At 63.9% G+C, this 24,999-nt stretch carries 7 protein-coding genes; 4 read left to right on the top strand and 3 right to left on the bottom strand.

From position 1 onward, the window contains the following. The first annotated feature begins 19 nt into the window (after nucleotides 1-19). The 4 genes from rimA (at nucleotide 20) to ACZ0AV_RS11480 (ending at nucleotide 3,156) form a co-directional block, all read left to right on the top strand. Nucleotides 20-811, top strand: a complete 792-nt coding sequence (rimA, locus tag ACZ0AV_RS11465) for a S6 modification regulatory phosphodiesterase RimA (RefSeq protein WP_499151129.1) — start codon at nucleotides 20-22, stop codon at nucleotides 809-811. A gap of 77 nt (nucleotides 812-888) precedes the next feature. Further along, nucleotides 889-1,356: a retropepsin-like aspartic endopeptidase RimB gene (rimB, locus tag ACZ0AV_RS11470; protein WP_499151130.1), complete on the top strand. Its 468-nt coding sequence runs from the start codon at nucleotides 889-891 to the stop codon at nucleotides 1,354-1,356. Next, nucleotides 1,353-2,258, top strand: a complete 906-nt coding sequence (gene rimK, locus ACZ0AV_RS11475; RefSeq protein ID WP_499151131.1) for a 30S ribosomal protein S6--L-glutamate ligase — start codon at nucleotides 1,353-1,355, stop codon at nucleotides 2,256-2,258. Before rimB ends, rimK begins: the two co-directional genes overlap by 4 nt. Nucleotide 2,259: 1 nt before the next feature. Further along, a complete protein-coding gene (locus tag ACZ0AV_RS11480) occupies nucleotides 2,260-3,156 on the top strand; it encodes a S66 peptidase family protein (RefSeq protein ID WP_499151132.1) in 897 nt (298 codons plus the stop codon). A 59-nt stretch (nucleotides 3,157-3,215) separates the two neighbouring features. On the opposite strand, the gene ACZ0AV_RS11485 is transcribed toward ACZ0AV_RS11480, so the two are convergent. The 3 genes from ACZ0AV_RS11485 to ACZ0AV_RS11495 are packed head-to-tail and all read right to left on the bottom strand — an operon-like array spanning nucleotide 3,216 to nucleotide 24,953. Then, nucleotides 3,216-3,956 carry a SapC family protein gene (locus tag ACZ0AV_RS11485; RefSeq protein ID WP_499151133.1) on the bottom strand — a complete coding sequence of 247 codons (741 nt, stop codon included), beginning with the start codon at nucleotides 3,954-3,956 and terminating at the stop codon, nucleotides 3,216-3,218. A 22-nt stretch (nucleotides 3,957-3,978) separates the two neighbouring features. Beyond that, nucleotides 3,979-5,637 (bottom strand): ShlB/FhaC/HecB family hemolysin secretion/activation protein, encoded by a 1,659-nt coding sequence (locus tag ACZ0AV_RS11490; protein ID WP_499151134.1) that lies wholly within the window; start codon nucleotides 5,635-5,637, stop codon nucleotides 3,979-3,981. Next, the gene (locus tag ACZ0AV_RS11495) at nucleotides 5,625-24,953 is read right to left on the bottom strand and encodes a leukotoxin LktA family filamentous adhesin (protein ID WP_499151135.1); all 19,329 of its coding nucleotides are present in this window, start codon (nucleotides 24,951-24,953) and stop codon (nucleotides 5,625-5,627) included. Before ACZ0AV_RS11495 ends, ACZ0AV_RS11490 begins: the two co-directional genes overlap by 13 nt. Nucleotides 24,954-24,999: the final 46 nt, after the last annotated feature.

Raw genomic sequence — 24,999 nt, forward strand, 5'->3', positions numbered from 1 at the left:
CAGCCATTGCGGAGCAGCAGTGACCCATTTTCCCAGCGAACTCACCCATCCCGAAAAATGCCGTGGCTGCCAGGCTAGCCAGGAGCTGGACTTCGCGTTCAACTTCGCCTTCCAGCCCATCGTGAATTTCCACACCCGCCAGGTGTTCGCCCACGAGGCGCTGGTGCGCGGCCCCGCGGGCGAAGGCGCGTTCAGCGTGCTCGACCGCGTCAACGACGACAACCGCTACCGGTTCGACCAGCGCTGCCGCACCCAGGCGATTGCCGAGGCGATGCAACTGGGCATGCAGTCCTTTCTTTCGATCAATTTCCTGCCCAATGCCGTCTACCGCCCGGAGCTGTGCATCCGCAGTACGCTGGAGGCGGCCCGGCTGCATAATTTCCCTCTGGACAGGTTGATCTTCGAGACCATCGAGAGTGACCACCTGCTGGACAGCCGGCACCTGACCAACATCCTGCGTCAGTACCAGGAGTTCGGCTTCAAGACGGCGATCGATGATTTCGGCGCCGGTCACTCGGGGCTCACCCTGCTGGCCGATTTCCAGCCCGACCTGATCAAGCTGGACATGGCGCTGATTCGCAGCATCGATCAGGACAGGGCCCGCCAGGCCATCGTGCGCGGCATCATCGCCATCTGCCGCGACCTCGGCATCCAGATCATCGCCGAAGGTATCGAGACGCCCGGCGAGCGGGACTTTCTCGCTGACAGCGGGATCGAACTGATGCAGGGCTATCTGTTCGCCAAGCCGCAGTTCAAGGGGCTGCCAGTGCTCGCCGAGGCGGCCTGGCGAGCGGCCGACACCGCTCACTGACAGGCGCACATGGCCACGCAATTTTTCAGTACCATGAGCGCCATCGCGCCCAGATCCAGCAGCCACGGAAGCCTTTCTTGAAGACATTCGACCACCTCAACGTGATCGGCCTGCGCGAATGGGTCAACCTCCCGGAGCTCGGCATCATCGGCCTGCGCGCCAAGATCGACACAGGTGCCAGCACATCCAGCCTGCACGCCAGCGACATCCAGACCTTCGAGCGTGATGGCGAAGAGTGGGTGCGCTTCACGGCCTACATCGGCACCCAGGTGCAGCGTCGCCATCGCTGCGAAGCGCGCCTGGTCACGGTGAAAAGCATCAAGAGTTCCAACGGCCAGGCACAAAGCCGCTACGTTATTCGTACCAGCCTGATGCTCGGTGATTTGTCATGGCCGGTGGAGTTCACGCTGGCCAGCCGCAAGACCATGCGCTATCGCATGTTGCTCGGTTCCAAAGCGTTGATCGACGGCCAACTGGTGGTCAATCCGGCGCTGACCTACGTTCAGGAAAAACCTTCGCTTACCGACCTTAGCGGTGCCCAATGAAAATCGCTGTGCTGTCGCGCAATCCGCGCCTGTATTCCACCCGCCGCCTGGTCGAAGCCGGGCAGCAGCGCGGCCATGAAATGGTGGTGATCGACACCCTGCGCGCCTACATGAACATCGCCAGCCACAAGCCGCAGATCCACTATCGCGGCAAACCGCTGGAAGACTTCGACGCGGTGATCCCGCGTATTGGCGCCTCGGTGACCTTCTACGGCTGCGCGGTGCTGCGCCAGTTCGAAATGATGGGTGTCGTGCCGCTCAACGAATCGGTGGCTATCGCCCGCTCGCGGGACAAGCTGCGCTCGCTGCAATTGCTGTCACGGCGCGGCGTCGGCCTGCCGGTGACTGGTTTTGCCCACTCGCCGGACGACATTCCCGACCTGATCCAGATGGTCAACGGCGCGCCCCTTGTGATCAAGGTGCTGGAAGGCACACAGGGCATCGGCGTAGTGCTGTGCGAAACCGAGAAGGCCGCCGAGTCGGTGATCGAGGCGTTCATGGGCCTCAAGCAGAACATCATGGTGCAGGAGTACATCAAGGAGGCCGGCGGTGCCGATATCCGCTGCTTCGTGGTCGGCGACAAGGTGATCGCGGCGATGAAGCGCCAGGCCAAGCCTGGCGAGTTTCGCTCCAACCTGCACCGCGGCGGCACCGCCAGCCTGATCAAGATCACCCCCGAGGAACGCATGACCGCGATCCGCGCGGCCAAGGTCATGGGCCTGTCGGTGGCGGGTGTCGATATCCTGCGCTCCAACCACGGCCCGCTGGTGATGGAAGTGAATTCATCGCCAGGCCTGGAGGGCATCGAAGTCACCACCGGCAAGGACGTCGCCGGGATGATCATCCAGTACCTGGAAAAGAACGGCGGTCCCAACCTGACGCGCACCAAGGGCAAGGGTTGAGATGAGCAAGCCGTTCGCCGGCCGCCTGGCCCTGATCGCGCCCGCCTCGGCCATTGCCGACGAGGTGTTCGACGCGACCCTGGCGCAGCTCGAAGTGCAGGGCATCGACTATCACCTGGGCCACAATACGCGCGCCCGCCACCGCTATCTGGCCGGTACGCCAGCGCAGCGCCTGGACGATCTGCACGAAGCCTTCTCGCTGCCGGGCATCGATGCCGTCTGGTGCCTGCGTGGCGGTTACGGTTGTGCGCAACTGCTGCCCGGCATCGACTGGGCGCTGCTGCAAGGCGCCAGCCCGCGCCCGCTGATCGGCTACTCGGACCTGTCGCTGCTGCTCGATGCCTTCGGCCGCCATGGGCTGCCGGGCATTCATGGGCCGGTCGCCACCGCGCTCGGTCTGCAGCCACTGGCAGCCCCGACCGGCCAGCGCGAGCGGCTGGCTTCCATGCGTTCACTGTGGGATGTGCTGCGCGACTGCGGCCAGCCCTTGCCCGTACGGCACATCAGCGGCCCCGCAACGCTCGTCGAAGGGCCACTGGTGGGCGGCAACCTCACCGCCCTGGCCAGCGGCTGCGGCACCGTCGCCGGCATGCAATTGCCGGACAACGCCATCCTGATTCTCGAAGACGTCGGCGAGCCCTACTACCGCCTGGAACGCAGCTTCTGGCAGTTGTTCGAGAGCTTTGCCGAGCGCCGCCCGGCCGCGGTGTGCCTGGGCAGTTTCACCGATTGCCCGCGGCGCGGCGTGCAGCACAGCATCGAGGACATCATCGGCGAGTACCTCGCACCCTTCGGCATCCCGCTCTACGGCGAGTTGCCCAGCGGCCACGGCGACGCCAACTTCGCCTGGCCGTATGGCCGGCATGCGCGGCTGCAAGGCAACCGCCTGAGCTGGTGAGCGCGCACAAAAAAGCCGGGCGTCACGTGAAGTAACGCCCGGCCTGGGTAGCGCGCCGATCAGTGCTTGGTGACGTCACCCAGCTTCTTGCTCAGGTAGTCATCGAACAGCTGGTTGGTGTTGCCCAGCGACATCAGGTGAGCGTAAATCCAGCCAAGCACGCCAGCCTTGTGCAGTTCGAGCACCTTGTCATCCGGCAGGCTGAGGAACTTCTCTTCGTCAACGGCCTGGAAGTCGCTCAGCACGAAGCTTTCGCCGCTGGTGTGAGTCAGCTTCAGGGTGCGGCTGGACAGCAGCTCCAGCTCGTTAAGCTTGTCGACGAACAGACGCGTACGCTCCATCTCCGCAGTGAAGTTCTGCAGGAACTGGATCATCTCTTCGAGAAACTCGCTGTTCTTGCCGTCTTCGGCAAACAGCTCACGCCCGTCGTCCTCGTTCCAGCCTTCATGGGCCGCATCGAAGCAGACGGTGAAGTTGTTGGCATCGTCCTGCGCCAGCACGAACGGATAACGACGAACGAAGGCCGGAATATAAGTGTTCGCCTGCCACTGATGCTCGCTGTCCGTGTAGCCATTGTGGCCTTCCTTGAGGCCCAGCAGCGCGATCGGCATGGCCTTGTCGCCTTCACCGATGAAGACGATCGGGTAATGCCGTGCGGCCTGGAAGAACTCAAGACCGGCCAGTGGCACCAGGTGGGTGCTGGCGGCAAAGGCGCAGTCGCTGGCGGGCTTGAGCTTCAGCGTCTTGTGATCTTCGCGGTTGAGTGCCTTGATTTCTTTGTAGAGCAACATCGTGGTCATGTGTGATTCCCCTTGAAATGAGTTAGCGGATGATGATCTGCGCGAGAACCTGACCACTGTCCTGATCCGGCACGACATCCTTGAGTGGGTTGGCGGCGATCAGGTTGATACTCAAACGGCGCCCCCAGTTGAAATTCAGACCGAGACCGACGCTTTGCAGGTCGATATCGGCGGTTCCCAAATCCATCGCCCGCCCATAATCGAAGAATACGAACGGCCTCCAGCGTTCACTGTAGTTCCAATACGTTTCCAGGTTCAGGGTCACGCCCTGCGGTGAGGCGATCACGCCTGGATCATAGCCACGAATGCTGCTGACACCGCCGAACTGATAGAGCAGTGCAGACGGCAGGGCCTGCGTGTCGCTGGCGTACTGCCAGCCGAATCGGCCTACCGCCTCGAAGCGTTCACCCAACGCACGGCTTAGATAGGCCGCGCCATTGAGTAACTGGAAAGTACCGCTCTCACCGTTGGTGCGGTTGTCGGCGGATACCTGACGCAGCCGCTGCTCATAGCGCATGTACCAGGGCGCGGCGCGGTATTCGACCTGCCCGCGCAGCACCATTTCATCGGTGCTGGTTTCGCTCAGGCTCAGGCCCTGGATGGTGGTTTCCGACTCCTGCTGGTTGTAGCCAACACCGGCCTGCAGGTTCCAGTGCTCGTTGACCCAGAACGGGTGGTCATAGCCCAAGCCGTAGGATTGCGAGTCGCCTTCGATATTCAGCGCTGCGAACGGCCCCTTTTCGATTTCCAGGGTATTGGCGCTGCCTTCGGCGTACACCACGCCGTTATAGCGATTGACCGGGCGGCTGTAACGCAGGCTGCCATACTGAGAACCGGAGGTAGCAACCACGACGGCATTCAGCGCATCGGCAACACCGGTCGGCGAGAACCAGGTCAGGCTGCCGCCATACTGCTCGCGCCCGGTGCCTTCGGTACCGTGATTGTTGACGAACACCGACCACTGCCAGGGATCTGGCTCGAACGACTCGAGATCCACTCGGGTCGTGCCGAAACCTTCCCCCGGCGCCAGGCTCGCCGTCACCTGGGGCCCTGGCGTCGTGGTGTTGAAGCGCTGAATGGCGGTCATCAAGGCAGGGCTGTCGAGCACCTGGCCTGGCTCGACGCCAAGCCGGTCGGTGTAGAACGACTCATCGACCCGCGGCGTTTTCTGCCAAGCCACCTTGTCGACCTTGGCTTCCACCAGAACGATTTTCAGCTGCCCATCGGCCAGGGTCTGTGGCGGAATTATTGCCCGCGCGGTGAGCTGCCCCTGCGCTTCATAAAGTGCATTGACGTCTCGCAGCAGCGCATTGAGGTCACTGAAGCTGATCGGACGGCCTACATAGGCCTTGGCAATCTGCTCCAGTTGCTCGCGCGGCAGGAATACCGACGCGTTGAAGCTGACCCCGCTCAGCTCAAAGCGCTCTCCCTGATCCGGCAGTACCTGCTCGGCGGGCTCATCACCGCGCAGGGCAGGTACCTCGACACGCCGGGCGCGATCTTCGATGGCACGCTGCTCCTGGTTACGCTGCAACTGCTCACGCTGCAGGCCTGGATCGATCTGCCCCGGGATAGCAGCTGGCGGAACCTGGGCCTGAGCCAAAGGAACCGTCAGCACCAACAACATGCCGCTGGAGACTCTGCACAACGCAGCGAAACGCCCCATCATCAAAGCTCCCACGCTTCTACTCCATCGTCAGCCGGCGCGGATGCGCCCATCTCAAGGTTCATCCGGGTTTCCATCGGTGCCGCGCGCCAGCTCGGTGCCCAGCCAGAGGCCAGTGGCAACACTGGAACCAACTGCTGCAAGACAGCCGCGATACGCTGCTCGTTCAAGCCAGCCGACAGGTTCTGCTCGCTGTAGCGAGCCGCGCTGATGCCCTGATACAACATGCCCTCGCCCGGCGTCGCCGCGTGCTGCTCACTGAAGTTCTGCACCAGCACCTGGTGCGTCGACTTGCGGTGCAGCACGTACGCGCTGGTGGTGGTGGTCAATCCGTCCTGCTTGAGCTGGAAAGCTTTATCCAACTCATAGAGTTGCACATCCGCGTCCTGGCGGTAGGTCGGCGTGGTGTTGTCCGCGATAAGCACCGCCTGAGCGCTGTACAGGGCGAGACGGTCGACGCCAGCGGCATCCTGCAGATCCACCTTGCTGCCGGTGGTCTCGATACGGCTGTCGATCACATGCAGGCGCGGTGAAACGATATTCGCGGCTTGCAGGCGAGTGTCAAAGCGGCGCGCCAGGGCCTGGCCGCTGCCCTCCACCCAGAGGTTGAGCTGCCCGGAGCCGGTGTGGCGACCATAGAGTTCGATGTCCTGGCCGTGCAGGTCGGTCGAATGACCGATGTTGGCATCAGCGACCCGGATCAGGCTGCCCGCCCACAGACTTAGAGTCGATGCAGTGGCTTGGCCGAGCAGGATATCGGCGTTGCTGGCAACGCCATTGCGCCAGCCGGCGTTGATTGTCGCGCCTTGATCGGCGCGCAGCACGTTGCCTTGCGTGGTCAGCATGCTGTCGAGCAACGCCTGGCCGCCCGCCAGAAGACGGTCGAAGAAGATGCTGTCATCGGCATGCCAGTTCTGGCTACCGCCGCTCTGGCTGGTGCTGCTGATGCGAATCAGGCCGCGAGCCATGAGGTCGGTATCGGTATTGGCGGTGAGGTCCGTAAACCGCAGGCTGTGGCCAGCGACCTTGATCAGGCTACCCTCCACTTCATCGCCAGTGATGTCCGCAACCGCCTTGAGATCGACCGAACCGCCGGCCAGCACACGACCGAAGTCGATGCCGTTGCCGGCATTCCAACGCTGATCGATGCCACTGCGGCTGATACCCGCCACGTGAATCAGGCCACCTGCCAGCAGGTCGGTGGTCGTGTCGGACGACAGGTCGGTGACGCGCAGATTGCGGCCATCGATTTTGATCAGGCTGCCCTCTACTTCGTCGCCAGTGATGTCCGCAACCGCCTTGAGATCGACCGAACCATCAGCCAGCACGCGACCGAAGTCGATGCTGTTGCCGGCATTCCAACGCTGATCGGTGCCACTGCGGCTGATACCTGCCACGTGAATCAGGCCACCTGCCAGCAGGTCGGTGGTCGTGTCGGACGACAGGTCGGTGACGCGCAGATTGCGGCCATCGATTTTGATCAGGCTGCCCTCCACTTCATCGCCAGTGATGTCCGCAACCGCCTTGAGATCGACCGAACCGCCGGCCAGCACACGACCGAAGTCGATGCTGCTGCCGGCCGTCCAGCGCTGATCGGTGCCACTGCGGCTGATACCCGCCACGTGGATCAGGCCACCTGCCAGCAGGTCGGTATCGTCTTTGGCGCTCAGCGTACCGATACGCAGGTTGCTGCCGCCCTGTACATTGATACTGCCACCAGCAGCGACGATTTCTGGAGTGGATACGTTGCCCGTGGCATCGATTGCCACGTTGGCGGCCACGGCGTGACCGTCGTACTGCCCGGTCGAATAGATCCCCTGGCCGACCGTGACGTCACCGCCTTTGGCCTGCAGCTTCACGTGCCCGCCGGCGTCGATGCGGTCATCCAGGTTGATGAAGCCGCCGGAGGTGACGTCGACATTGCGACCCGCCTTGATGCCTTGCAGATCGACATTACCGCCGATGTTGAACAGCAGATCGCGGCCGGCCTCTGCCAGGCCGTTGACGTTCAGATCACCACGAATGCCGACGGTCAGATCGCGGCCGGCCTTCAGCGAGTATGCGCGCCCGAACTTCACCTCCGGCATGGTCAGGTTGCCGCCAGCGATGATGCCGACGTCACGCTTGCCTTCCACCAGCAGACCCGTGATGTTGCCATTGCCCTCTTCATAGAGGCCGCTGGCGATCAGCGAAACATCTTCCTGCAGGCTCTGCACACGGCCGAAGGTCATGTTGCGGCCCTTGATCGAAACCAGATACTCGGCCTCGGCGTTGCCACCGAAGACATCGCCATCGGTCTCGACGTACAGGTTCTCCCCCGACTTCAGATGCGCGGTGTCGAGCGCACCTGGCGCATTCGGATTCATCAGTTCGCCAAAGCGAATGGTGCCCAGCGAGCCGGCCGTAGTGGTCAGGGTCAGGTCATTGACGCTGCGCCCGGTGGCGATGGTCAGGTTGCCGTTGGTGTTGGCCTTGAGGAAGGTGTCGGCATTGACGGCTCCCAGCGCCGCGGAGCCCGCCTGCAGCACCACCGAGCGGGTCTTGCTGTTCAGTACATCGGCGGCGAACAGGCCAAGCGCGTCGAGCGACAGCGTGCCGGTGTTGCTGATCAGGCTGTGCAGATCGGCGCTGCCCACATCGTAGGTAGCATCGCCGACTACGGTGGCCTCGTTACCGGTCCAGTTGCCTGGGCCGGTCACGGACAGGTTGCCGCCCACATTCAGGTCGCCATAACGTAGCGCTGTACCGGCCAGGCCACGGTGATGCAGCAAGGTGTTGCCGGTGCTGGTAGCCGAGTCGAGGTCGAGCACGCCGGCCACGTTCAGGTCCAGGTCACCGGTGACGTTCAAGATGCCAATGTCCGAACCGGAACCGATGTTCAGAGTGGCGTCGTCACCACTGGCTAACGAGGCCAGCTTGAGATCGCCGCTCAGGGTCATCGCGCTGGTATCCGCGATAGCTGCAGTACCGATTACGGCATCAGTGCCATTAAGCACCAGGGTTTGCTTGCCAGTCAGGTTGTTAAGAGTCAGCAAGCCGGTCTGGATGATGTCCACCGCCTTGTCGACCGAGATGGTGCCGATGGTCGAGGTGTGGCCCTTGAGGGTCCACAGGCCTTTGCTGGCCAGGCTGTCCATGTCCAACACGCCAGTGACGGTCTGCAGCACATTGCCTTGCAGATCGGCGCTGCCGATGTCGGCATTGACCGCGTTCAGCGTCCAGCCGGACTGGCCAACCAGCTTGGTCAGTTGCAGCAGGCTGCCGCTGAGTGTGGTGTTGACCTGGCCACTCACGGTGGCGTTGCCGATCGAGGCATCGGTGCCGTCGAGCGTCCAGGTGCTGGCGCCCAGCAGGGTACCCAGCGTCAGCAAACCGGTCTGGGTCATGTCGACCGCACCGGTGACGTCCGCCTTGGTGATGGTCGCCGTCTTGCTGGAGAGGTTCCACAGGCCACCGGCTTTCAGGTCGGTCATGTTCAGCATGCCGGTTACGGTCTGCTGCACGGCGCCTTTGAGGTCGGCTTCGCCGATGCTGGCGTTGACCGCCTTTAGCGTCCAGTCGGACTGGCCAACCAACCTGGTGAGCTGCTGCAGATCGCCACTCAGAGTGGTGTTGACCTGCCCGATGATGTCGGCAACGCCAAGGCTGGCGTTGCGCGCATCCAGCGTCCAGGCGCCACCCGCGGTCAGCTGATCCAGGCGGAGGTCACCTGCCAGCGTCATGTCGACAGCATGGCCGATGCTGGCGGTACCGATATCGGCGTTGCCGGCCTTCAGGTTCCATAGCCCCTGGCTGGCATTGACGTTGTCGGCGCTGAGCGCACCGCCCAGGTTCATCAGCAGATTGCCGTGCTCGCTGGTGACCGTGGTGCTGGCCAGGCTGAAGCCGCTGCCATCCACGTCGATGTCGCTGTAGGCCAGCAGCTCGGTGATTTTCAGTACACCAAGGCCACGCAGCTGCACGGCACCGGTCTTGCTCTGCACCTTGGCCAGGCTCAGGTCGCCCATGGACTTGAGGCTCAGAACACCCTGACTGATCAGCTTGCCACTGGTGACGCCTGCTGCCAGCTCGAGGAACAGCTTGCCGCTGGCGCTGACGTTCACGTCTTTACCCTGTACGCGCAGGTAACGGCTGAGTGCACCGATATCGCCGCTGGAGGTTGGCGTGCCCGTGCTGGTCAGACTGACAGAGTCTGCTTTCCACAGCACACCGTCGGCGTTGCTCTGCAACGTCTTGGCCTTGAGGCTCAGATTGCCAGTGGTGCCCATGACACTGAGTGCACCCAGGTTGGCGTTGTTGCCCAGCGTAGCGTCCAGGCTGGTCTGCGCAGTGACGCTGTTGCCACTGCCCATGCTCCAGTTAGCACCCAGGTCCATCAGCAATGCGCCCAGGCTCCAGTCGCCGCTCTGAGTAAGGGTATCGGTCTGGGCAATATCCAGCAGCCCGTCGACGCTGGCCGTGCGGATGTTCAGATCGCCCGATTGCGCGGTGCCCTGACGGCCACCGATATAGGCATTGCGGTCAACGTCCAGATCGATCTTGTCGGTCTGGCTGTTGAGCTGAATGCGCTGGGCAGCCGAACCGAGGTTGCCACCGAGCCTGAGCAGAATGTCGCCACCGGCCTTGATGTGCTCGCCAACCAGGCCGAGGCCCATGAGGTTACCGCCCACATTGAGGTTGACTCCGGCGCCAGCGGTCAGGCTTTGAATGTTCAGGTTGCCGGCTTGAGTCAGGGCGATGGCCTTGCCCGCGCGGGCAGTCAGATCACCACTGACATTGACATGCAGGCTGCCATTGCCACCGATGTTGCCAGCGGAGGCTTCGAGCACCACATCGGCACCGGTGACGACCACATTGTTGCCCCGGGCACTTTCGATATTGCCGTCGGTTTTGATCCGGACGGTATCGCCCTGCACGTTATAGATGTTGAAGTCTTTGCTGCCACCCAGGTACACATCATGCTTGGCGGTAACTGCAATGGTGCCGCGAGCGGTCACGTTGAGGTCATCGCGCTGCACGATACGCAGCTTGTTCGGCTGGGTTTTGTCGTCGACGTAGATATCGTCCAGCTCGGCACCGCCCAAGGCGGCCAGTTGAGCCTGGGTCAGGTTTGCGACACCAGCACCGAGGTCCACGAGCACGTCGTCGGCCAGCACCTTGCCCACCCGGTTGGCCTCCAGGGTGATGTTGGCAGCCTGAATGTTGTCCTTCTCGATTTTCACCTGGGTGTCGGTACGGTTGACCAGTGCGGCGGACAACGAATAACGCAGTTGGTCCTCGCTCCACTTGGCGGTTTTGTCCAGGTCTGCGGTTTCTTTGGCCGAAAGAGCGTATTGGTAATGGGCGTCATAGGTCGCACCGCCGAATTGCTCGTGCAACGCCAGGTAATCGTTCTCGGCACGCAACTGCTCGGCGGCGAGCTTGGCGGTAACCTCGGCATTGACCTGGGCATCGGTTTTGGCAGGATCCAGGCTTTGAATCTGGTTTTTCAGCAGGTTTTTAATCTGCTCGATCTGGTCGTTGCTGAATGCCACCTGCTCCAGGTCGAAGACCTGGCCGGCACGCAGGCTCCAGTAGCGCTCGTAGCTGGCCTGGCCGGCCTTGATCATTTGTGCCTTCTGCTCGACCAGAGCGGCATCGGCTTCAGCGCCGGTGAGCCCCATCTCACTCCACAGGGCGCGCAGCTTGGCCAGGTCGCGCTCGTCATAAGACAGCGAGGTATTGCCATCGACGATATCGCCGTTGACTACCTTCAGGTGCACGTCGCCACCGCTGATCACCTGATCCACCGACAGGTTGCCGCTCACCTCGTTGAGGAACACGCCGCCCACGGACTGCGCGTTGAGGCTGGCAGCCGAGCTGGTGACGGCACCGTTGTCGGTGTTGGTGTCGATGTTCAGCAGCGCCCCGGCGGCACCGATGGCGCCGTGGGTAGAGGTCAGGCTGATGCCGTGGCCGCGCAGCACCGCACCGTTGGCGGTGGTGATGTTGCCCTGGGCCTTGAGGTTGAGGTTGCCGGCCAGCGCGTCCATGCGGCTGATGTTGAGACCGCCGTTGATACCAGCGATGGCGACATCACCCTGAGTCGACTTGGCCGACAGCAGGTTGCCCACCTGCACGCGCAGGGCCTGGGCACTGCTGCCGATGCCGGCGCCGGCGTCCAGGGTCAGGTTCTTCGCCTGTAGCACTGCGCCGGCGGCGCCCTGGGCAAGGGAGCCTGCGGTGTTGATGCGGGTATCGCCGTTCTGGTTGAACAGCGATCCCAGCACAACCACGTTGCCTGTCGAGTTGACGTCGATCAGGCCGCTGTCGTAACCGATGAAACCGATGTTGATGGCATTGTCTGCCGCCACGGTGTAGCGGTTGATGACCTTCTGGCCCTTGGCGGTGACGGTCTGCATCCAGCTGCGCTTGACCTGGCACCAGATGAACTTCTTCGCGCAACTGGTCCAGCGGCTGGTCTCGGTGTTGGAGTCACCGGTGTCCTTGATCTCGGTTTCCTTGTTGATCACCCCGCCGGCCAGGCCCCCGCTGGTGCCCATGTACTCGGCGCCATCGATCGGGCGCTCGGCGCCGGTCCTGGTGGTGGATGAACTGAGGTTACCGTCGCCCACGTTGAAGGCGCCCCACAAGCTGTCCTTGTAATAGACATTGGTGGTGGTGGCGGTACGGTCGGCGCCACCGAGCCACACGTAGGAACGGCCGCTCACTGGCGTGTAAGTGGCGGCGCGGCCGTCGCCGATGCGCACGTTGGCCTGGGTCAGCACGTTGTTGCTGTAGCCTTGGCGCAGCATCACGTTGTAAAGGCCGGTAGCGGTGTTGAAATCGCGGGTGTAGATCGACGACCAGACGTATTCGTCGCCCGAGGCGTCGCGGCGTACATCGTTGATACGCAGGGTGCCTTCGGTGCCGGAGCCCAGGTCGATCTGGTTGAGGCCGATCTGGTAGTGACTGTTGTTCCTCACCAGTACCTGGCTGTAGCCGTCCAGCACGTTCAGCTGGCCGTTGCCGGTGCTCATGATATAGCCGGTGAGCTCCATGTAGCCGCCGGCCACGTCCACCGAGTCGAGCACAATGCTGCGGGTGGCGAAGTCGTAGCCGTAGCCCAGCTCGCCGGTACGCAGGTTGCGCGCCTTGAGCTGCAGGAAGGACGGCCCCCTCTTCGCGTCGTAGGCTGCCTGGCCGGCAGCGATGAGCGCGTCCAGTCCGGTGCTGGCGTCGATGCTGGCGGTCCAGAAAGGCACGCCGCTCTGCACCAGGCCGTTGATGTTCAGGTACTGGGCGCTGATCACCACGTTGTTGCCGGCCACCACGCCGGAGCCCGCCGCCGGGCTGGTGAGCTTGGTGCCGTCGTTGTTGGTGGCCGGGTCGCCGCCGACGTGGAAGAACGGGTCGGCGGAGTTGAGCACGAAGTCGCGCCCGGCACTGATCGCCAGCGTCTTGCCGCGGATGTCGGCGTTGGCGTAGATGCTACCGAACTCGGCCTTGACCGTGACCAAGCCACGCTGGTTGAAGATACGCCCGGCGATATAGATATCCGGTGCCGGCGCACGCAGGCCATCCTGGCCGGCAATGCCTTTGCTCGGGTCATAGTTGTTGAGCACAGTAATGACCGGATCCGGTGAGTTGCCCGAGACGGTGATCGCCGAGAAGGTGGCCTGGCCCCTGTAACCGGTGGCGTTGGCGTTGTTGATCGCCGAGGCGGTGCTCAGCGAGGCGTCGTTGAACAGCAACTGGCCGCCTTCACGGTAGGGCACTTCAAGGCCGAGAATGCGCAGGAAGGCCGAGCTGTCGTTGGTCACGGTAATGGCCGCATCGCCCGGGGCGTTGAGCCTGCCGCTGCCAACCAGGGCATCGCCGGTGACGAAGACGTTGCCCGGCTTGGCCAGGATCGGGTCCAATTCGAAGATCCAGATGCCCTGGTCGCGGGCCAGGCTGGCGCCACTGGCGCTGCTGCCGCCCATTTCGGTGTAGAGCTTGTCCAGCGCCTTGCGCAGCACGGTCTGCTCGGCGGTCATGGCGGTGCGCTCGACTGTGGAGAGGCCGTAGTCGGCAAGCTGTTTGTCCAGGTCAGCCAGGCGCTGGGTGATGAACTGCGAGTAGACGCCTTCGCTCAGGCGGTAGGTAATGTTGCTGTCGCTGGTGGTCACCTTCGGCTTCACCACCAGGGTGTCGCTGTCGGCGATGGTCATCGCGGCGATCTCGCCCAGGGTCTTCTTCACTCCGTTTACCCAGTACTCCAGGCCCTCGATGTGCACCGAGCGCTTGTTGTAGTAGCCGGAATTCAGCGCGCCATCGACCCTCACCACGCTGGTGGAGGCGTTTGTGGCGCTGCCCGACTCGATTTCGACCGACAGGCCGAGTGCGCTCAGGGCCTCGGTATAAAGATCCTTGGCTACGCCTTTACCGAGCAGGTTGCCCCAACCTTTGTCAGCGTAAGCGAATACATCGCCGACGCTGTTCACCTGGCTGCCGGCCGCTACGCTGATGTCACTGTAACGCTCGTAGGTAGCGTCGGCATCGGGCTTGGTCCGCACCGGAAAGGCGGTGTTGTTCCACAGGTCGGTGCGCGCGGTCAGCGTCGCCTGGCTGGAGCGACCGGTAGCACTGCGGCCGGCGTACAGGCGGATATCGCCATAGCCCAGCAGCAGGGAGTTTTTCGCCAGGTCGACATCGTAGTCGGCGACCACTTTGGCCAGGGTCGCTCCCTGGGCCGCACCAGCCAGCCCCCAGGTTTTGCCAATCACCGCAGTGTCGATGGTGTAGTCGCCGCTGCCGCTGAGCACGATGTCACCAATGCTCGACAGGTCTGCGCCTTCACCGATAGAGACACCAGCCTTGCTCTGCTTGACGTTCACCTGTGATTTAGCCAGGGCGATGGCGATTGCGCCACCGCTGTCCAGGCGCACCTTGTCGTAAGCTGTGACCTGGTTGTAGGCGCTGACCAACAGGTCGACCGGCACACGGAAGTCGCCGATCAGGTGCAGGTAGGCATTGGCCCCCACCAGGGCACTGGTGTTCAGCGCCAGGGTAGAGACGCTCTGCGCCGCGGCCGCGTCGACCACGCCGCCGGAACCGGAGCGCACGTTGTAGTCGCTGCTCTGGGCCTTGGTTACCAGGGCCTTGGCGGTCTGCTCGTAGGCGTAGGTTTGCAGGCGTGAGCCGCCGGCCAGCTCGCTGGTGGTGGTCAGCGTCAAATCGTTCTGGGCGTGGGCACCGCTGGCACCGACCAGTGACGCGTTGACGCTGTCGACGAAAGCGTTGAAGGTGCTCTGGTGCAAGGCACTGAGCACCACCTTCTGGAACAGTGAGTCGCGGTTGGCGACGGTGTCGTCTTTACCGCGTGCATAAAGCATGGCCTTGGTGATACTGCTATCGCCAGTCGTGGCAAGTGCCGCAGCGCCGCTGATCAAGCCGCCCTGCCCGGAGGCTGCGGTCGCTAGGTTATCGACGACCCCGGTGGCACTGACGGTAAACGTGCCGATGTTGCCGCTGAAGCGACCTTTGACCAGAGCCTGTGTGCTGCCGGTAGCACTGGCATTGGCCACGGTGGCACCGACGGCGAAGAAACCGGCGGCGTAACCTTCTGCGGCGGCACGCTGGCGGCTGTCGCGGCTGGCGCTGAAGGTCCAGTTGCCGCCGCCCAGGCCGACGAACTGGTTGCTGCTATCGGTCTGCACCAGGCTGCTGCTTTCGTTGCGGGCGGTGGCAACCACGGCGTTAGCCGAGATGCCCAGGCCGCCACTGACGCCGAGGCCGTGCACATTGACCGTATCGTTACTGCCGTTGCGAGTGATCTGCGCACTCAGGCTGGCACTTTTGCCTTGCAGCAGAGCGCCGTTGCCTATGATCACACGCGTACTGGCTTTGGCCAGCGCATCGATCACCGAGGCACCCGCCGACACTGCGCCACCGAGGACGGCGCTGAGGGTCTCTGCCTTCAGTTGCGGGCTCGCTTCAGCTTTCAGGCTCAGGTTGTTGGTGGCCTTCAGTTCGGCATCGCTGCCTATGGTGACAGCAGCACTGCTGACATCCGAAGCCTTGACCACCGCAGCATTGAGGCCGACCAGCAAACCACCCGCAGCGCCTTGTGCCTTCAGGCTGACCGGCACTTGGGAGCTTGCGCTCAGGCCGATATCGCTGCCGCTCAATTTGGAGTTTTCGGCCACGTTGGTGGTGACGGTGCTGTTATGCGCCGCCACGCCCAGCACCAGCCCGGCGCCGCCGAGGCCGCCGGCTGCTACGCCAAGGGCTTGCACGTCGAGCGCTTGTTTATCGCTGGCCGAGGCCGTCAACGCGCCGGTGCTGGCGACAATGCCGCTGAGGTTGGCGTTGACGAGGTTGTTCATCACCGCCACGCCGACTGCCGCGCCCAGGCCAATGCCCAGCCCACCAGCGCCGGTGATGGCTTTCACCGTGACCGCCGGTGAGCTGTTGAGGTTTTGCGCCACGGCATTAACGGTCAGGCCGTTGCTGTTCAGGTTGCCACCCAGCACTTCGGCAATGACGCGGGCGTTGGACAAGGTGTAGGCAATGCCGGCGCCAAAGGCGGTGCCGCCAACCACGACGCTACCGGCGAGGTTGCTGGACGACAGCTTGTCGCTGGCGCTGACGTTGCTGGCGCCTTTCGCGGTGACCGTGCTGGCACTGACGCGGGCAACGGTTTCCTGCTTGTAGCTGGTGTCCTGCAGGCGTGACTTCACTGCCACGTTGCGGGTGGCGCTGTTCAGGCGCGCGGTGTCGCTGCTGTTGCTGGCGGTGGTCAGCGTGGCGCGGTCGCCGTTGGCCGGCTGGCTGACCGTCTGGTAATCGAGGTTGGCGTTGCTGTGCGAACCGAGTTTGTCGCTCAAGCTCAGGGTGCCGTTGCCGCCGTTGTCGAGCTCGTCCAGCGGGTTGCTGCCCTCCTGCGTGAGCACGCCGGAGCCGAGCAACAACAGGCCGATGCTGCCGCCCAGCGAGCTGCCTCCGGAGATGCTGCCGGTGACGGTGGTCAGGCGCGCATCGACTTCGCGTTGCGCATCCACGTTGAGCTTATTGGTCAGGTACGCGGTGCTGTTCAACAGTTGCGCGCGGGTAGCGCTGTTGGCCACCAACACGCTGGCCGCTGCGCCTGCCGAGCCGCCGCCACCGACCGCCGCCGAGCCGCCGACCAGCAGGGCATCGAGACGGTCCCTGGCGGTGATGCTCAGGCCACCGGCGTAGGTGGAGCTGGTGCCGATATCGGCGTAACCCACGCCGGCTTCGGTGGTGTTTTCCAGCATCACCACGGCAGTGGAGCCGGCCATCGCAGCTGCGCCACCCGAGGCGCTGGTGGCGGTGGCGAGAATGCCGGTGTGGGTGCTCGCGTCGACATCAATCTGGCCATTGCTGGCGACGCTGGTGCGCGCACTGCCTCCGGCCTGCTCGCCGAGCCAGGCACGCACCAGGCTCTGGTTGCTGGCATAACCGACGCTGGCACCCGCGCCCACTACGCCACCGGACAACGTGGCGACGTTTGGCGCCAGGCGATTTACCGAGGCTGCGTTCAGTTTCAGCGAGCCGACATTGAGCTTGCTGCCGGTGTTAACCAGCGCTTGCGTGCTGCCTTTCAGAATCAGCACGCCGCCGCTGCCGGCCACGCCGACAATGCCGCCGCCAAGCGTGGTGACGATGTCACTCGCCGCTTGCGTGGAGTTGGCGCGAACCAGGGTTTGGCCACGGCTGTTGAGCGTCACGTTGCTCAGGCGCGCGGTGGTGGCGCGGTCCATGATCACCGTGTCGATGGCGGCCGCAACGGCGGCGGCACCCAGGGACACCGCGCCGCTGAACACGCCGCCAAAGGTGAAGCTGTGGCTGGACGCGGCCACGCTGACCTGCTGGCCAGCACTGGCGTTGCTGGCATTGCCGGCGTCCTGGTTGATCCTGGCGTCCTCGATGTACGCCGTGGTTTTACCGCTGACCAGGCTGGTATTGCTCAGGCCCGAAACGGCAGCGCTGGCAATCGGCACCAGCGATACCGCAGTACTCAGGCTCAGCTGACCAAGCTGCTGCAACGAGCCGGCGCGAACAGCAAGGCCGTGTACGGTTTCCAGGCCAGTTTTCAGATCCAGAACCGGATTGAACTGCTTCGAATCGGCCCAACTGTTGACGTCCGGCGCGTTGGTCAACACTCCATTGTCTACCAGCAGCCCATTGGTGCCACCGCCAAGTGCGTCGACCCGGGTGGCAGCGCCGGAAATCCCCGCCTCGGTGGTACTTTCCAACTGGTTGACCGAAACCAGCCCCGCCACCGCTGCGTTGCCGCTGCCAGCAACGACCATGGCCGCGGAACGGATCACGTCGCGGTTGTTTGCGAGAACACCAACGTCTTCGCTGGCCTTGACCAGCGCACCGCCGTTAATCAGCGCTTTGGCCGAGGTTTGAATCAGGTTGGTCGCCACGCCGGCTGACACCGCTGCGGTGCCGGAGAAACCTGCGGAAATCGACGCCGATTGAATCGACGCCTCGGAACCGGCGGTTACCAACAGTTGGCTGACCGTCCAGGTGCTGAGGTCCTTGCTGCCCGACAGGCGCGCTTCAATCTGATTGGTGATGCGATTGACCGCTGCTGCCACGCCGACTGCCACGCTACCAGCGGCTACTGCTCCACCGGCCAGCGCGTTGATGGTCGATGTGTCTTTGGCAGTGATGGCGATATTGTCGGCGTTGCCTGTGCTGGTATCGACCGCTGCGGTGGTGACCGCACCGATCAGATTGGTGGTGTTGGAGAATACCGCCGCCCCCGTACCTGCGCCCGCGCCGCTCAGAGCCAGCGTATCGATCTCGGCCGCGGTCAGGGCAGATACGGTGATGGCCCTGAAATTGGCGTTGGCGCCCAAGTTCAAATTGCTGTTTTCCACCAGCGCCTTGCGTTCCTGATTGACCTGGGTGACGGCTACGGCGCCTGCGCCGGCGCCAGTACCCGCACCCTGAACGTTACCGGCCAGGGTTTTCACTGTGGCCTCGCCTTCTTCCACCAGCACCTTCACGGTGTTGGCAGCCGTGAGGGTCACGCCGCTCAGCGTGGCGGAGTCCTTGCCTTTGAGCAGATTGACGGCGACCGAAGCTCCGGCAGCGACATTGCCCCCAATACCGGCACCCAACGCTGCCGACTTGACGGCCATATCGCCGATCGCCTGCACGCTCAGCACTTCGGTGATCTTCAGGGTGCTGTCGCTGATCCTGGCGTCACGCACCTGGGTGATCAGGTTATTACTGTCGGCACCACCGATTGCGACCTTGCCGCTGCCAGAAAGGGTCAGCGCCAGGGAGTTGAGAGTGCGATCGCCTTCGACGCGTACATCGAGATCATCGCTTTCCACCGTGGAGTCGCTGATCAATGCACTGTCGGTGCCTTTGAGCACGCTGGTGGTCACCGCGCCGTTGACGGCCAGGTCACCGGCACCACCGGCGGTAATGGCCAGGGTGTCGATCTGGTGATCGGCGCCGCTGCGCACCAGGGCATCCTGGAAACCCTTGACGGTGGAGGCGGTGATGCTCGCCGTACGGTTGGCGGCGATCTCGTTGTAGGCCACGGCTGCGCCGATGGAGGTCTTGCCGGCAGCGCCGGCCGAACCGGCCAGAGAGCCGATGGTCAGGCCGCTGTCGCTGCTGGCCTTGACGGTGACATCACCCGTGCCGGTCAGGGTCACGGTGCTGTTGCCGATGGTGGCGGTGTCCGAGCCCTGGATGATGTTGTTCACCGAGGACAGGTTGAGGCCACCCTTGCTGGAGCCGGTCAGGCCCACGGCGATACCGTAGATCTCCCCGTCCAGGCTGCTCAGTACGTTCAGATCGCCGCTGAGGTTCACCGTGCTGTCGAGCAGCGACGCGTTGCGGGTAGTGGTCAGCAGGTTGGTGGCCACGGCCGCGCCCACGGCGGTGTTGCCGGTGGAAGCCGAAACCGCGCCGGCCAGCGACCAGATGCTGGCGCCCAGGCCAGGCTCGGCGGATTGCAGGTTCAGCGCCTTGGCGCTGAACAGGCTGTTGGCCAGCAGCGCATTGGTGCTACCGGCAATGCGGTTGTAGGTGACGGAACCGGTATAGGTGGCCTTGCCAGACGTGGCGCCGGAAACGGCAGCGGTGCGCACTTTGCTCTGCTGCGCCGCCTGGATCAGGGCATTGCCATCCAGGGTGACGTCGGCATAGTGCAGGCGCGCCTCGACGGTCTGTTCGATATCGCTCAGGGCGACCGCCGCACCAAGGGCATCGCCCTTGCTGACGGCCAGTGCACCAGCCAGGGAGTAATAGCCACCGGCCTTCTGTGCGGTGAGATCGAGGCTCTTGGCCTTGATGTTCGAATGGCTGGTCGCGGTGCCGAGAATCTGCGCCTTGACGGTGCCGCGGTCGATGACTGCGGTACCGGACCCGACGATCGAGTCGGCGCTGTCGCTGCCGGCCACGCCCACGGCGATGGCCAGGGTTTCGGTGGCGTTGTAAGCCTGCACCTGCAACGCGCCGCTGAGGTCGGTGGTGACGTTGGCCATGCTGGCCAGGTAGTCACTGCCGGCATAGATCATGGCAAAGGACGCCCCACCGGAGCTCTTGCCACTGGTGGCCAGGCTGCCGGCCACGGCGATGATGGCCTCACCCGAAACCTTGCCGTCGAACAGCGACTGGCTGCTGTTGGCCTGCTGCCCGGCGGAGGTGTCGGCGTCCACGGAAACGTTGCCCAGGGTGTCTTCGGCATCCACGCCGATACCGGCGAAGGTGTCGCTGGCGTTGCTGTCGAACTGGCTGTCCAGGTCGCTGAGGCTGGAGACGCTGCGCGCCTGCAGGTTGACCGCAGCGCCGGTCAGGCTGGAGGTTTTCAGCGAGCCGCCAGCAGGGGTGTAGCCATCGATCCTGGCGCTGACCTGGTTGTCCAGGTAGGCACCGACGATCGAGCCACTGTTGGCTTCGCCGCTGGCCCCGCTGACGGCAGCGCCGAGGGCGGCCACCAGGGTTTGCGTGGCACTGTAGGCGCCGACGTCGAGGGTGGCGAAGGTGCTGGCGGTGCTGCCCAGCCAGGCGGCGCTGATGGTGTTGTGGAAGTTGCCCAGGGTGACCGCGCCACCCGAGGCACTGCCCTTGTCGGTGGAGCCGGCGAAAGCGCCACCACCGAGCAGGGCGCGACTGCGGTCATAGGCCAGCACCTGGATCAGGCCCGGCGCTGTCTGACGGCCGGTGACGGTGCTGTTCTGCAGCAGTGCCTGGGTGGTGTTGCCAAAGTCGGCATAGGAGCCGGACAAGGCAATGGCCTTGTTCGATTGCGAGCCGGAGGTGGCCGCCGACAGGCCCAGGCCCATGGCGATCAGGTCGCCATCGGTGGCGGCCTGCACCTTGAGTACATCGCTGCTGCCGAAGGTGGAATTGACCACCTCGGCACTGGTGACGTTGGCCAACAGGTTGGCGCCGATGGCCCCGGAGATGGCCGAGCTGGTCTGCGACTGGTTGCCGTTCTTGGCCAGGGTCAAGGCGCCGGCACCGGAACCGCTGAGCTGGTGGGTCTGGTTCAGGGCCAGCACCGAGACCTTGCTGCCTTTGCTCGGGTCACGCGGGTCGAGAACGATATCGGCGATGCGCGCTCTGGTAGTCTGCCGCGAGACGTTGACGCTGGCCGAGCCGGACGCGGCCAGGGCCGATTCCGGGATGTTGCCGGTGCGGGTCGGGTCGTCGTCGAGCAGGCTCTTCACCTGGTTCCACTTGGCCTTGGCTTCGGCCAGGACATTGGACACGCCCTGGGTCACGGCCTCCAGCAAGGTGGTGGCCTTGCTCAGGGCACCCCCGGAGGCGTCCTGGTTGGCCGTGTCGGCGTCCTGTTTTTCCTTGTCGGTGCGGGCCACGCCACCGGCCAGGGAAAACGCGCTGCTCTGGCCACTGGAAGTGGCCTGCAGGTCCAGCTCGTCGACACTCCAGGTCGACTTCACGCCCAATGCGCCGGTGCCACTCAGGGCCCGCCATCGGCGGTTGTCGCCGATCAGCGCCTGGATATCGCTGGTGACCTGATTGACCGCCACGCCGACACCCACGCCGGTGTCTTCCGAGAAGCCCAGGGCGCCGGAGGCGCTCCACAGGCCGAGAACATGCCTGGCATCCAGGTCCACGCGATCGGCTTTCACCGTGGCGCCATTGTTGACCGAGGCATTGACCCGGGTGTTCAGCAGTGCCAGCACCAGCGAGCCGTTGCCCGCAGCGCTCGGCCCCTTGCCGGCGGACGGACTGATGCCAATGATCAGGTCCTTTTCCTTGGCCGCCACCGAGAGTCCCTTGGTAGTGACCTGGGTAGCGGCACCGATACCGGCGACCGCCGAGCTGTCGTGCAGGATGATGTTCAGGCCAGCGCCGACGGCGTTGCCTTTTTCCGACTTGGAGCCGAACAGGGCGATACCGAAGTTGCCCGCCACCGCCAGGCGTTCCACGCGGTTTTCCGCCAACAGGCTGAGCGGCGCTACCCAGTTGTTGCTGCCACTGGCCGGGGTAACGTTGCTCCAGCTGTCGGTCTGCAGGGTCCACAGCTTCAGCAACTTGCCGTCGCGGTCGACGTCACGCCACAGCTCGCTGCTCCATGCCCCGCTACCGGTGGTGGTCAGGTTGCTGTTGTCACCCACCCAGGCGGCGGCATTGATGTCGTTCTTCATCACCGACACGGCGCCGGCCAGGCCGAGCTTGTCGGCATCGCCGGTGGCGTTGGCGTACTGGCTGGGCAGGTCGCCCGGGCTGCTCAGGGCGCCGACCATATCCTTGAGGCCTGTGTACACATCGCTCAGCGAGTTCCATTCACTGACCTTGAACGGCTCGGCAGCCTTGTCGTTGATCGGCACTTCGTTCTTGGCGCCGACGCCGATATGACTGGCCTTGAGCGTGACGTTATCGCCGATCAGCGCCTTGGTGTTCTGCTCCAACTGGCTATAGACCATGGCCACGCTCATGGAGCGGGCGGCGGTATCCTTTTCCTTGACGTTGGAGTTGATTGTGCTGGAGGCGGTGTTGCGCAGGCTGGCCTGGTATTGCAGGGCCTGCACACTGACATCGCCGCTCACATCCACGCCCAGGGTGGTATTACCCGCGGCGCCCAGCAAAGCCTGGGCGTTATGCTCGGCCAGGGTGATGGCCACCGCCGAGCCCACCCGCAGCTTGCTGCCATTGGTGGGCTGGCTCTCGTCCAGGGCGATGCCCAGCAGGTTGGTGAGCTTGGGAGTAATGAAGCTGATGGCCGGGTCGGTGAGCTTGGAGAACAGGAAGCTCGACGTGCCCTTGCCCACCGTGACTTCGGCTTTGCTGGCCTGCTGGTAAATCACGTCCACGGCACTGACGTTGAGGTGACGGCCCTTGCTCAGGTCGGCATTGAACTGGCTGTTGGTGTTGCTCTCGAACATCGACAACGCCACCGCCGGGCCACCGCTGGCGCCCAGGCCGATGGCCTCGAACGAGACGTTGTTGATCAGCGTCTGCTCGGCCACCGCGCGGGCCGTGATATCGCGGGTGACATTGACCTGCGCGCCCTTGTTGACGGTGACATGGGTGTCCAGATCGGTCACCGCCATGCCAAAGGCAAAGCCCATGGTGGTCAGGGCATTGCCGCCGGCATCGTGGCTGTTGACCGCTTTGGTTTCCAGGTCGAGCACGTTGTCGCTGGCCGCTTCGAGCAGCAGGTCGTTGCCGGCGGTGAGCGTGGCGCCACTGGCCACCTCCACCGAGGTGCTGCCCTTGAGGCTGCCGTAGGTCAGGCCCAGGCCGAACGGGACCAGGCTGTTGATGCCCTCGAATTTGCCGTTGATATTGCTGTCGATGTGCCGGGTGCTGGTGGCGGTGACGCTGAGGTTGTTGCTGGCGTTGAGGTCGGCACTGGCGCCGACGCTGACCTTGGCGTCGGAGCTGACCACCTGCAGGCCGATGATGTCCTGCAGCGCCAGCAGCTCGCTGAAGTTGCCCGGATCGGCCGCCAACATCGACTTGAAATCGTCGCGATTGTAGGCGTTGACCGACTCGTACAGCTCACCGAAAGCGGTGAGGTTGTCCAGGCTCAACAGGCTGCTGGCCCACAGCGGCTTGATGATCGCCTTGCTCTGCGCATCGATGACGATATCGCGGCCCTTGATCAGGCCATTGACGGTGATGCTGGCGTTGGCGCTGGTCCAGCCGGCCAGCTGCTGGTCGGTGGCCAGGGCCTGCACGGTAACGGTGCCGGCCTTGCTACCATCGCTGGCGTGGCTGGCGTCCAGGGTGGAGCCGCTGTCCAGGGCGATGGTGGCGCTGCCCGACATGCCGGCGAAGATCGCCTTGGGCTTGGTGGGCAGATCGTCGAGGTCGGCCGGGGTGGTGTTGTCGTCACCGCAGAAGGTGCAGCTGACATCGCTGAGGGCCTGCAGGGTGATGTCTCCGGCCTTGCCCGCGCCGCTGGCGGTGGTGCTGATCTTGCTACCACTGGCCATGGTGATATGCGGCGCCTCAACGATAACCGCACCGGCATTCTTGCCGGCGGCGCCACTGGTATTGACCAGCGCACCGCTCTTCAAAGCCACGCTGTCGGCACTGGCGATCTGGACTCGGCCGCCGCTGTTATCGGCCATCAAGGCCGCCAGCTCACCACTGACCTGCACACCATCGCGGCCAACGATCTTGATTGAACCATCGGCCTGGGCCACACCGGTGCCGACCGAAACGCCCTGCAGGTTGACGGTGTTGACGAAGACTGTCTCGGCGGCACTGGTGCCAGCCTGCAACGAGGCGCCCGAGGCGACGATGGCCGAAGCACCAAACAGGTTGATCGAACCGGCGGTGTTGATCTTGCCGTTGATCTCCACCGTGCCGGAGCCGTCGTTGAACTTGCCGGCCATCAGCTCGGCGGCGGCCCGGTCGGCATCGGGACCGCTGGCGCCGCTGGCCACGGCGGCCAGCTGGCTCATCTGCGCCGCGCTTGGGGTGGTCACGGTGAGACTGCCGACGTTCACCACGCCACTGGCACCCACTACCATGCCATGCGGGTCGGCGAAGATGATGTTGCCGCCAATCTTGCCGTCAGTCAGACCGTTTAGGGTGCCGTTGATCTGCGTTCTGGCGTTGTGCACCAGATTGACCAGCGTACCGGCGCCGCTAGGCACGTGCAGGTTCACCGTATTGTTCGCATCCACGGTGAAATTGCCGAACTGGTTGAAACCAGTCGTTCCGCGAACCGCAGTGGTGGTGATATCGGTAACGCCACTGGTGGGGTTGGCGATTTTGGTAGCCGTCCAGCCGGCCTGCAGCGTGATGTCGTTGGCCTGCGCCCAGCCCGGCATCGCGCCGAACGCGGCCAGCAGGGCAGCGGTGATAGGGTTGGGCTTGAAGCGCACTCCCGCCTCGTCTTTAAATGCAGGAGCAGACGCTGGGGTGCGCTTG

It is taken from the genome of Pseudomonas sp. AC532 (assembly GCF_979258965.1).

Coding starts and splice junctions, on each gene's coding strand:
- ACZ0AV_RS11485 (WP_499151133.1), bottom strand. CDS start 3,956: ATGACCACGATGTTGCTCTACAAAGAAATCAAGGCACTCAACCGCGAA.
- rimK (WP_499151131.1), top strand. CDS start 1,353: ATGAAAATCGCTGTGCTGTCGCGCAATCCGCGCCTGTATTCCACCCGC.
- ACZ0AV_RS11480 (WP_499151132.1), top strand. CDS start 2,260: ATGAGCAAGCCGTTCGCCGGCCGCCTGGCCCTGATCGCGCCCGCCTCG.